General features: G+C 69.0%; 8 protein-coding genes. 2 read left to right on the top strand and 6 right to left on the bottom strand.

Features of this window, described 5'->3' with window-relative positions; translation table 11 throughout:
• From K8638_RS36550 to K8638_RS36535, 4 genes are all read right to left on the bottom strand, one after another.
• The coding region (locus K8638_RS36550; RefSeq protein ID WP_370644215.1) for a DUF2381 family protein at positions 1–617 on the bottom strand (617 nt) is incomplete at its 3' end.
• Between the two features lie 123 nt (positions 618–740).
• Entirely contained in the window at positions 741–1,502 is a 762-nt protein-coding gene (locus K8638_RS36545; protein WP_223759349.1) for a DUF5953 family protein, read from the bottom strand.
• Between the two features lies 1 nt (position 1,503).
• Positions 1,504–2,259 (bottom strand): DUF6310 domain-containing protein, encoded by a 756-nt coding sequence (locus K8638_RS36540; RefSeq protein ID WP_370644214.1) that lies wholly within the window; start codon positions 2,257–2,259, stop codon positions 1,504–1,506.
• A 229-nt stretch (positions 2,260–2,488) separates the two neighbouring features.
• Positions 2,489–3,727 (bottom strand): cellulase family glycosylhydrolase, encoded by a 1,239-nt coding sequence (locus K8638_RS36535; protein WP_223759348.1) that lies wholly within the window; start codon positions 3,725–3,727, stop codon positions 2,489–2,491.
• 169 nt (positions 3,728–3,896) lie between these two features.
• Between K8638_RS36535 and K8638_RS36530 the strand changes: the two genes are divergently transcribed.
• The gene (locus tag K8638_RS36530; protein ID WP_223759347.1) at positions 3,897–4,781 is read left to right on the top strand and encodes an ABC transporter ATP-binding protein; all 885 of its coding nucleotides are present in this window, start codon (positions 3,897–3,899) and stop codon (positions 4,779–4,781) included.
• Positions 4,782–4,790: 9 nt separating this feature from the next.
• Positions 4,791–8,393 carry a M1 family aminopeptidase gene (locus tag K8638_RS36525; RefSeq protein ID WP_223759346.1) on the top strand — a complete coding sequence of 1,201 codons (3,603 nt, stop codon included), beginning with the start codon at positions 4,791–4,793 and terminating at the stop codon, positions 8,391–8,393.
• 46 nt (positions 8,394–8,439) lie between these two features.
• On the opposite strand, the gene K8638_RS36520 is transcribed toward K8638_RS36525, so the two are convergent.
• The gene (locus K8638_RS36520; protein ID WP_223759345.1) at positions 8,440–8,973 is read right to left on the bottom strand and encodes a DUF2378 family protein; all 534 of its coding nucleotides are present in this window, start codon (positions 8,971–8,973) and stop codon (positions 8,440–8,442) included.
• A 242-nt stretch (positions 8,974–9,215) separates the two neighbouring features.
• The gene (locus tag K8638_RS36515) at positions 9,216–10,736 is read right to left on the bottom strand and encodes a DEAD/DEAH box helicase (protein ID WP_223759344.1); all 1,521 of its coding nucleotides are present in this window, start codon (positions 10,734–10,736) and stop codon (positions 9,216–9,218) included.
• Positions 10,737–10,943 lie beyond the last annotated feature (207 nt).

The following is a 10,943-nucleotide window of genomic DNA, read 5'->3' as shown; positions in this document are numbered from 1 at the left end:
GACGGCCCGCCTGCTCCTGACGGATGCCCATCAACCAGCCGGCTTGCTCGCCCATCAGCAGACGTGCGCGTCAACACTTCGACCGCAGCCCCCCCCGCTTCGTTGGACGCATCATCAACCGGGCCTGTCTGAACGCCCTTCCTTGTCACGTAGCCCAGCATCACGCAGTCTTCCGGCCCGGGAGGGGGGCGCGGCGCTTCGGCAGGGCAAGCGGCGGTCGGCTCGCGGCGTTCCACGACGATCCGTGCGTCCACTTCGGCCGGGTCGGTCACGAGCACGAACGCGGCCCGTGCCGGTGCGCGCCCATCCGCGAAGAAGACCGCGAGTTCGTGGCGCTCACCCGGCCGGAGATCCTCCACGGCTTGAACGATGATCGAGCGTTTTCCTACGTCGAGCACCCGAATCCGCGACCCGCCGCCCGGGACCGCCGCCGTGTCGACGGTTCGCGGCTGCTCGTCGACCGTCAGCGTGTTCTCCGCGATCGCCGTCGGGAAGAACAGCCACGTCGGCGACGCCGCTTCGAGGCGAATCTCGGGCAACGGCTCGGCCGGGTTCCCGACGACAGCAACGGGCCGCTCTCGCTTCGTGCGCCCCGGGGCCGCTTCGGCTCGCGGCACAGCTCCCCAGAAGAGCACGAGCGCAAGGGCCAATCGTATAGGTTGCAGCAATGGTGCATGACCTCCCGGATGGGCACCCTGCCATCGCCGGCACGCGCGCAGGGGTGCCCCGAGCTGATGGGGTCAAGGCGCTGCGCGCCCCCCGATCTCCGGGAAGCGCGCATAGGCCCGCAGGAGCGCGTCCAGGTGGGCGGGGTTGTCGAGATCGAGCGGCGCATCGGTGAGCTGCACGACCCACCCGCCCGTCGCCGTGCGCCGCGCCCGTGAGAGCAGGTCCGCGTCCCGAGCCGGGTCCGGGAAACCGATGGCCTGCGCGGCATCGGCAGACCAATAGTTCAACCATCCCAGGTAATGCGGAATCTCAGGAGAGCGGATGTCCTCACGGAGCTTGAGTGCTGGCAACCCGCGCGGCGGGACTCCCTGCTTACGTCGGGGGTGGACCGTCTGGCGCGAGATTTCCACGCCAGCGTTGAACGGCGTCGCATGACCCCAAAACGCACGCGAGCATTCCGCTATAGCCTCCAGCGAATTCGCTGCCGCCGCGATGCCTGCCGCGTCCTGTGGCAAGTGCGCGTGAACGTCGAACAGCGGCCGACCTCCCGGCCCGCTGCGCGCTGCTATCTCCATCCCGTGGAGCGTCACGCGGAAGCCTTCGTCGCCGTTGCAGACGAGAGGAAAACCATCACCTTCAGGCATCTCTTGACCGACCCAAGAGTCACGCTGCTGCAACGGGACTAGCTTCCCCTCGTCTGAAATCGTCCAGTCCAGACGCAAGCCGGGAAACGCCCCCTCCAATCCACGAACAACAGCGAGAGGACGGCTATCGCCGCGCACGAGCGCAGGCGCGTAGACAATGATGCCGATGAAATTGGGCGTACCTGACATTTCAACACCAATCCATGACAACGACCCTGAGGGTGTCATCCTCAAATTCCAGTGCGGCCTTGTGCGCAGCGCTCCGCACCCCGACGTGGAAATCAAATCCGCAAGCCGCTGCGAGGTCACGCTCGCGCCGCGGCTCCCTCACCTGTTTTCTGACGACAACCGCCTGGAGTTCGAGCGGGTACGCGTCAAAATTATCTGTCTTCACTTCCCAAAGCACGCCCGCGACAACTTGCAGCGCGTCGAATGCCTTGCCGTTGACGAGCGCATTAGCACCACGGAAGGCATTGAACGGCACGTTGTCGGCACACCAGTTGTGCAAGGCGTTCCCGCCCTTGGGTGGAACGCGCTTGGGAACGCACTCCGGGCGGCGCTCTCGTTCTAGGGATTCTGGCGGGTCTGGGGGAAACAAGTCCCTACCCAACCCTTCCGGATTGGGTTTTCGGTGCGCCAAACGCTCCTGCTCATTGGATGGCCGCGTTTGGGTCTCAGGCTTCGCACTCTCACGGGATGCCCTTCGATATACATCCAACTCCTCTTTGATCGCGACTGCCACCACCACAACGCCTGTGACAATCACAGCTCCGACGACGATCTCGGGCGCTATCAGGATGCAGACTCCCAATCCCAAAGCCGCAGCACCCGCCGAGGCGACAGAGCATCTTCCAGTGACATCGCGAAACTGGATCCTCTCATGGTCGAGCGCGTGATAGCACCGTTCCACAAGCACGGCCCATTCGTTGGATGCCTCCCGCACCACGCATCGCCCGCCATCCGCCCACGGCAGCGTCGCCGCTCTGTGGAGGTTGGCGATCCTCGGGTTCCGGGTCGCCGGCTCTCTTGGGCTCGGTGCCGACGTAGCGCATGCCGAGAGAATGAGTAGAAGTGCGGCGCAGGCGCGGAGTCGCATGGTCACGTCTTTCAAGTGAGGGCTCTGTGGGTCACGGCCCGCCCTGGAGTATGCCAGCACGCCCCGACGGCTATGGTCCTCACCGCGCCGCCGCGGCGGCCTCGATGATCAGGTCCGCGTAGCGGTTCACCGGGTCCTCGGGCGCGGTGCCGTCGCGGAAGTAGAACGTGTGCGCGTCCCAGGCATCCGGCCGCGCGTCGTTGGCGAACATCCACAGCGCCCCGGCCCCCACGCCCTGCTCGCGCATGCACTCCAGCCAGCCGCGATACAGCGCACGGCGCTGTGACAGGTCCAGGTCGCCCTCGTTGCGTAGCCCCAGCTCACCCACCAGCAGCGGCTTGCCCAGCCCCCGAGCAATCTCCGCGTGCTCGGTAATCCACTTCGCCCCCGCCACCGCCGTACCCGGGCCGTCCAGCCCCCACGCCTCCGGGTAGAAGTGCACCGACGCGAAGTCGATGAACGGCGACGCCGTGTTCCGCGCGAAGCTGGAGCCCGGCGTCCGCAGCATCGTCGTGCCCACCGCCGCCCAGAAGGGCGCGTCGTAGCCCTCCGGTGACGGCTCGAAGCCCTCCTCGCCCGTGCCCACCCAGTGCCCGGGCGCGTGGGCCTTCACCTCGCGCGCCACGTCATCAATCCACGCGCGCAGCCGCACGCCCTCCTTGTCCAGCCCCCGCCCGCGCGGCTCGTTGAGCAGTTCCCACGCGAGCACCGCCGGGTGGTCGCCGTACCGGATGCCGTCCACCGTGTTCACCCGGTTCAGCAGCTCCGCCACGTGCGCCTTGTAGTGCGCCACCACCGCCGGCTCCGTGAAGAAGCGCGAATCGCCTTCCACCGGCCGGGGCAGCCCCGCCCACTCCACGTACCGCCGCGCCCCACCATACGCGTCCCAGTAGTTGCCCAGCGTCAGCACCAGCCGCACGCCATGCGCCCGCGCGCGAGCCAGCACCCGGTCCAACCCGACGAGCGCCACCTCGTCGTACTGGAGCGGCGCCACCTGGATGGCGCTGTCCCCCACCTTCTCCGCCGCGTCGTTGTGGCCATTGGTCCGCAGCGCCCGCACGCCCAGCGCGGAGGCCTTGGCCAGCACCTCTTCCAGCGCGGGAGACTCCGCCAGCCCCCGCCTCACGTCGCGCGCCGCCTCCTCCTGGAGGAAGTACGCGTTGAGCACCATGCTCCCCGACGGCAGCCGGTCCAGGTGCTGCGCCGGACCGCTCCCACAGTCGGCGGCCACCGCTTCCAGCATCACCGGCTCACCCTCGCCGCAGGCGCAGAGCACCCAGGCGAGCGCCACGGCGGAGGTCCGGCAAGGGAAGGGCATGGCCGCATGCTAGACGAACGCACACGATTCTCGAACGACCCGTCGCATCGAGGCCCGATACGTCACAGCGGCCCCGACGCGTCCCCGCCGTGGCGTCATGGTGAGCTCTGGCCTGGCGGCCCCGTGCCCCGCGCGCCCCCGCCCTGGAGGATGGGCTAGGGTTGGGCCCATGGAGCTCAGACTCGAAGGCGTGTCGAAGACCTACCCCAACGGCACTCGCGCGTTGCAGGGTGTGAATCTCACCATCCCCCGCGGCATGTTCGGCCTGCTCGGTCCCAACGGCGCCGGCAAGTCCACGCTGATGCGCAGCATCGCCACGCTGCAGGACGTGGACACGGGCACCATGACCTTCGACGGCATCGACCTGCGCCGCGACAAGGACCGCCTGCGCGAGGTGCTCGGCTACCTGCCCCAGGACTTCGGCGTGTACCCCAAGGTGACGGCCTGGGACATGCTCGACCACCTCGCCCAGCTCAAGGGGCTGTCGAAGCGCGGCCCCCGCCATGACGCGGTGAAGGCCCTCCTCCAGAAGACCAACCTCTGGGACCACCGGGACCGCCGGCTGGGCGGCTTCTCGGGCGGCATGAAGCAGCGCTTCGGCATCGCCCAGGCGCTGCTCGGCAACCCGAAGCTCCTCATCGTCGACGAGCCCACCGCCGGCCTCGACCCCGCCGAGCGCTTCCGCTTCCACAACCTGCTGGCGGAGATCAGCACCGACGTCGTGGTGCTGCTGTCCACGCACATCGTCTCGGACGTGGCGGACCTCTGCCAGAACATGGCCATCCTCGCCCACGGAAACGTCGTGCTCAGCGGCCACCCGCTGAAGCTCGTGGACGCGCTGAGCCAGCGCGTGTGGAAGCGCTTCATCTCCTCGCAGGAGGAGCTGGACGCGCTGATGAAGGAATTGGAGGTCATCGCCGTGCGCCGCGTCGCCGGGCAGCGCCTCGTCCACGTCCACGCGGAGAGCGCGCCGCCGGGCTTCGAGCCCGCGAGCCCCGACCTGGAGGACGTCTACTTCCACGCCCTGTCCCGGGCCCAGAAGCAGCAGGCCTGAGGGCGCGCCATGTTCTCAGCCCTCGTATTCTTCGAGCTTCGGCGCCGGGTGAAGATGATCTCCACCTGGGTCTACGCCCTGGTGCTGGGTGGCGCCGGCCTCCTGATGGCGCTCGCCACCGGCGGCGTGTTCAAGAGCTTCTCGGCGGGCTCCGGCGCCGAGCGCGTGCTCGCCAACAGCCCCCACTCGCTCTTCGGCCTCATCACCACCATCGCCTTCTTCGGCCTGCTCATGGTGGCCGCCATCTTCGGCCAGGCCGCCTGCCAGGACTTCGGCCACAACACCTGGATGCTCATCTTCACGAAGAACGTGAAGAAGGCGCCGTACCTGCTCGGCCGGTTCCTGGGCGCGTACGTCCTCAGCGCCCTGCTGATGCTGGCCATCCTCCCCGGCCTGGCGCTGGGCCTGGGCGTGGCGTACCTGATGGACCCCACCCAGCTCACCACGCACCAGACGGCCGCGTACTTCTGGCCGTACGTCGTGGGCGTCTGGCCCACGCTGTTCTTCACGGGCGCCCTCTTCTTCGCGCTGGCCGCGCTCACCCGGCGCATGGCCCCGGTGTACGTGGGCATCGTGGTGCTGGTGCTGGGGTACCTGGTGATCTCCGCCGCCGTGGCGGACGTGAAGTACCAGGAGCTCGGCTCGCTGCTGGACCCGTTCGGCTTCATCACCTTCGAGACCGTGACGCGGTACTGGACGCCCGCCGAGCGCAACCAGGACCTGGTGCCCCTGTCCGGGGTGATGCTCACCAACCGCCTGCTGTGGTGCGCCGCCGGAGTGACGCTGCTCGGCCTGTCCGTGGCCCGGTTCCGGACCACCGTGGAGGAGCACAGCGGCGGGCGCGCGAAGGGCGAGCCCGTCTCCTCGGCCCCCATCCCCCTGCCCTCCACGCCGGCCACGCCCACGACGGGGAGCTGGGTCCGTACCGCGGCCTCGTCCGCGTGGCTCGCCTTCCGCGACGTGCTCCGCTCGCCGGTGTACTGGTCCTTCGTGGTGGCGGGGCTCTCCTTCGTCCTCGTCGGCGTGCTCCTCTCCGGTCAGATCTTCGGCACGCCCACGTACCCGCTGACGTGGCAGGTGCTGGAGCTGGCGATGAGCATGTTCCGTCTCTTCGTGCTCATCACCATCACCTTCTACGCGGGCGAGCTGGTGTGGAAGGAGCGCGACGCGGAGCTCGGTGACATCGTGGACGCCACCCGCGCCCCCACGTGGGTGGGCTACAGCGCGAAGCTGGCGGCGCTGCTGCTCGTCGCGCTGTCGCTCAAGTTCGTGGTGGCCGCCGCGGCGCTCCTGTCCCAGGTCGGCCGTGGCTTCTTCGACATCGAGTGGAGCCTCTACCTCACCCAGCTCTTCGTGCTGGACTTCCCGCGCGACGTGCTCCTGTGCGTGCTGGCGTTCTTCGCCCAGGTGGTCATCCACCAGAAGTACCTCGCGTACCTGGTGATGGTCCTCTACTTCGCGGCCCAGGCCGGGCTGGGCCTGCTGGGCGTGGAGGACAACCTGGTGCGCTACGCCTCCGAGCCGGCGGTGAGGTACTCGGACATGAACCGGTACGGGGGCATGTTGCCGGTGGTCTTCGTGCACCGCCTCTACTGGTACGGGCTGGCGGCGCTCCTCGTGGCGGTGGGCTACCTGCTGACGGTGCGCGGGCGCGAGGCGCGGTGGAAGGAGCGGTGGGCCGCGGCGAAGGCCCGGCGCACCACGGCCTGGAACGTGGCCGCCGCGGCGTCGCTGCTGGTGTTCGTGGGGATGGGGGCGTTCATCTTCTACAACACCCACGTCCTCAACCCGTACGTCACCGCCAAGGACGTCGAGCGCGCGACGGCGCGGTACGAGAAGGAGTTCAAGTCCTTCGCCGCCCTGCCCCACCCACGCATCATCTCCGCGGACGTCACGTTCCACATCTACCCGGAGGAGCTGAGGCTGGAGTCGCTCGGCACCTACCTCGTCCGCAACAAGACGCAGACTCCCATCTCCAAGGTGCTCATCCACCTCCCGACGGACGCGCGGGTGCGGAAGCTGTCCCTGGCTGGAGTGGACACCGCCGCCTCGCACGACGCGGCGCTGGGGCTCTTCGTCTACGAGCTGCCCACGCCCCTGGCGCCCGGCGCCGAGGCCGACCTCGCCTTCGACCTGGAGTTCTCCAGGAAGGGCTTCAGGCATGGCGGCGAGCGCACGGACATCGCCGGCAACGGCACCTTCTTCAACAACGACAACCTGCCGAAGCTGGGCTATTCGGAGGACGAGGAGCTGGTGGAGGACGGCGACCGCAAGGAGTACGGACTGGCGCCCAAGGAGCGTCTGCCGGACCGCGATGACCCGAAGGCCCGGGAGAACAACTACATCCGGCGGGACTCGGACTTCATCTCCTTCCAGGCGACGGTGAGCACCTCGCCGGACCAGATTGCCGTGGCGCCGGGCTACCTGGAGAAGGAGTGGACCGAGGGCGGCCGGCGCTTCTTCCGCTACAAGATGGACCAGCCCATCCTCAACTTCTTCTCCGTGCTGTCCGCGCGCTACGAGGTGATGCACGACACGTGGCGCGACGTGCGGCTGGAGATCTACCACCACCCCACGCACACCTACGCGCTGGACCGGATGATGCACGGCATGAAGGACGCGCTGGAGTACTGCAGCGAGAACTTCGGGCCCTACCAGCACCGGCAGGCTCGCATCCTGGAGTTCCCGCGCTACGCGGCCTTCGCGCAGTCCTTCCCCAACACCATCCCCTACTCGGAGGCCCTCGGCTTCATCGCCCGCGTGCGCGAGGACAAGGCCGACGACGTGGACTACCCGTACTACGTCACCGCGCATGAGATTGCCCACCAGTGGTGGGCGCACCAGGTGGTCGGCGGCCGCGCGCAGGGCGCCACCATGACGTCGGAGACGATGGCGCAGTACGCGGCGCTGATGGTGATGAAGCACCGCTACGGGCCGAGGAAGATGAAGCGCTTCCTCAAGTTCGAGCTGGACACCTACCTCATGGGCCGCGCCATGGAGCGGAAGAAGGAAATGCCGCTGTCCCGCGTGGAACACCAGACCTACATCCACTACCAGAAGGGCAGCCTCGCCATGTACGCGCTGCAGGACTTCATCGGCGAGGAGCGCGTCAACCGCGCCCTCAAGCGCTACGTGGAGAAGGTGCGCTTCCGGGGCCCGCCGTACACGGGCTCCACCGAGCTGCTCGGCTTCCTCCGCGAGGAGACGCCGCCGGAGTACCAGTACCTCCTCGAGGACCTCTTCGAGACCATCACCCTCTACGACAACCGCGTCGTCGACGCGACGGTGAGGAAGAACGAGAAGGGCTCATGGGACGTCACCCTCAAGGTGCTGGCGAAGAAGTACCGCAGCGACGACAAGGGCACCCAGACGGAGCTGGACTTCAACGACTGGATGGACGTCGGCGCGCTCGATGAGAAGGGCAATGCCCTCTTCCTGGAGAAGCGGAAGGTACCCAAGGGCGAGTCGGAGATCTCCTTCACCGTCGCCGCGAAGCCCGCCGAGGTGGGAATCGATCCGCTCAACATGCTCATCGACCGCACGCCCGGCGACAACGTGAAGGCGCCGGTCGAGGGACAGCCGGTGACGATGGGCGCGACCTCCGCGCCGTAGTCACCACGCGCGGCGAGCTCCCGGAGCTATGAGACTCCGGGAGTCCTCACCAGCGGATGCGCAGGTCGAAGCCGGCGGTCCCCTCGTAGCGCTCCACCTCCACGCGGGGCGCGGTGGCGCCGGCCTGCAGGAGCGCCCCCTCGCACGTGCCCGCGGCGGCCTCCGCGGGGAAGGGGTAGCCGCGAAACCGGACGCGCCAGTCGGCGGGGGCCAGTTGCTCGCTCTGGATGTCCACGGGGGAGACCACCGAGCTGAAGCTCAGCGCCACGCGCTTCATGGCGCGCTCGGGCCCCGCCATCTTGAGGGCCACGCCCACCACCCGGCCCACCAGCGTGTCGAAGTAGGCGCGCACCATCTCCCGCCCCAGGTCCCGCAGCGCGTCCTTGCGCTCACGCCCCGGGTACTTGCGCCGCACCGCCGCCGTCTGGCACGCGAGGTACACCGAGGCCGGGTACGTGGCACGGGGCTTGTCGATGTCGTACCCCGCGGCCAGGAACTCGGCCCGAAGCGAGGCATCGGGCTTCGTGAAGCGGACGAGGGATTCGAACAACGTGGACTGGACGGTGACCTCGGTCGGCATGCGTGCGTCTACGCTACGGGAGCCGGGCCCCACCTGGGAAGTTGGCCCTCTTCCGGATTCATGACGCAGGTGCTCAGTCCCCCCTGAGCGGCCGGTGGCACGCCAGGGAGGGAGGGACCTGGATGGTGAGGGCCCGGCGCGTCAGCCGGAATGGACGTTCCATTCCGGCACGGGGCCGAGGCACCGTCCCAGCTACCGCGTCGCCAAGGAGGCAACGCGGCAGGACTCAACCGCGCCCTGAATCAGAACCACTTCGGCGACGGGCGACGGGGCGGCGGAGGCGGAGCCTCGGGAGCCTTGGCCGGCGCGTGCGCGGCGACGCCCGCCGGACGCGGCTGCGCGGGCGCCTGCCCACGCGGGGACTGCGAGCCACCCCGGTTGCCACCGGAGCCGCCACCGCCCTGCGCCATGCGGTTGCCCTCGGACCTACCCTCACCCCGGCCACCACCCCGGCCTCCGCGGCGGCGCCGCGACTGCCCCGAGGGATGCCCACCACCACCGCCGTTCCCACCACCATGGCCCGAGCCACGCGCATGAGACGCGGGACGCCCACCGCCCCGGTTGCCGCCCTCGGCGCGCTCCGGCTTCTCGGCCGGAGTCGAGAAGTCCGCCGGACGGGGCCCCGGACGGCCCGCGCGGTACGGGTGGTCCTCCACCACGGGGACGCTGCGGCGGATGGTGCGCTCGATGTCGCGCAGGAACGCGCGCTCCTCGCCGTCGCAGAAGGACAGCGCCGTGCCGCTGGCGCCCGCGCGGCCCGTGCGGCCGATGCGGTGCACGTACTGCTCGGGCACGTTGGGCAGGTCGTAGTTGATGACGTGGCTCAGCCCATCGATGTCGATGCCACGCGCCGCGATGTCCGTGGCCACCAGCACCCGGATGGAGCCGGTGCGGAAGTCATCGAGCGCGCGCTCGCGGGCGTTCTGGCTCTTGTTGCCGTGGATGGCGGCGGCATGCACGCCCGCGCCCTCCAGCTGCTTCGCCACGCGGTTGGCGCCGTGCTTCGTGCGCGTGAAGACGAGCGCGCGCGGGATGCGGCCCTCCTTGAGGAGGTGCGTCAGCAGGCCGCGCTTCTGCTCGCGCTCCACGAAGTACACCTGCTGCGTCACCGTCTCCGCGGTGCTGGAGACGGGCGTCACCTCGACGCGGACGGGGTCCGTCAGGATGCTGCGCGACAGGTCCACGATTTCGGGCGGCATCGTGGCGCTGAAGAAGAGCGTCTGCCGCTTCTGCGGCAGCGCCTTGATGACCTTGCGCACGTCATGGATGAAGCCCATGTCGAGCATGCGGTCCGCCTCGTCGAGCACGAACACCTCGAGCGAGCGCAGGGACACGAAGCCCTGCTCCATCAAGTCCAGCAGGCGTCCGGGCGTGGCCACCAGCACGTCCACGCCGCGCTGGAGCGTCTGCACCTGCGGCGTCTGGCCCACGCCGCCGAAGATGACGGCATGGCGCAGCGGCAGGTGCTTTCCGTAGGTGGCGAAGCTCTCACCCACCTGCCCCGCCAGCTCGCGGGTGGGGGTGAGCACGAGGCAGCGGACGGGCCGCGCGCCGCCCGCGGGCGCCTTCGCGGACAGCCGCTGGAGGATGGGCAGCGCGAAGGCGGCCGTCTTGCCGGTGCCCGTCTGCGCCACACCGAGCACGTCCTTCCCCGCCAGCGCGTGCGGAATCGCCTTGGTCTGGATGGGCGTGGGCGTCGTGTAGCCCTCGGCCTTGACCGCGCGCAGAAGGGAGTCGTGAAGCTGAAGTTCGTCGAAAGTCATGGAGTCCTGATGGAAACGGCAACTGTGAGCCCGCCGCCTCCCAGACAGTGGGAGGCGGCCCGCGCAGCGCGCCCTTTCGGGCTTTTGCCCGGGGCGCCTGGCGGTGCGCGATAGGGCTGGAGGGCCGAACCGCTCGGGGAACGTGGTGGAACAGGGGGGGCTCCCCACCCATTCCGTGACAACGGCGCGGGACCCTGCCCGCTCCGG

The organism is Myxococcus sp. RHSTA-1-4, assembly GCF_020037125.1.
Taxonomy (GTDB): Bacteria; Myxococcota; Myxococcia; order Myxococcales; family Myxococcaceae; genus Myxococcus.
Note: the sequence above shows the minus strand (reverse complement) of the source record. Positions and strands in the feature narration are given on the sequence as shown.

What these genes read in the sequence shown, in the direction of transcription:
- K8638_RS36545 (WP_223759349.1), bottom strand. Translation starts at nt 1,502, where the DNA reads ATGTCAGGTACGCCCAATTTCATCGGCATCATTGTCTACGCGCCTGCG.
- K8638_RS36535 (WP_223759348.1), bottom strand. Translation starts at nt 3,727, where the DNA reads ATGCCCTTCCCTTGCCGGACCTCCGCCGTGGCGCTCGCCTGGGTGCTC.
- K8638_RS36530 (WP_223759347.1), top strand. Translation starts at nt 3,897, where the DNA reads ATGGAGCTCAGACTCGAAGGCGTGTCGAAGACCTACCCCAACGGCACT.
- K8638_RS36525 (WP_223759346.1), top strand. Translation starts at nt 4,791, where the DNA reads ATGTTCTCAGCCCTCGTATTCTTCGAGCTTCGGCGCCGGGTGAAGATG.
- K8638_RS36520 (WP_223759345.1), bottom strand. Translation starts at nt 8,973, where the DNA reads ATGCCGACCGAGGTCACCGTCCAGTCCACGTTGTTCGAATCCCTCGTC.
- K8638_RS36515 (WP_223759344.1), bottom strand. Translation starts at nt 10,736, where the DNA reads ATGACTTTCGACGAACTTCAGCTTCACGACTCCCTTCTGCGCGCGGTC.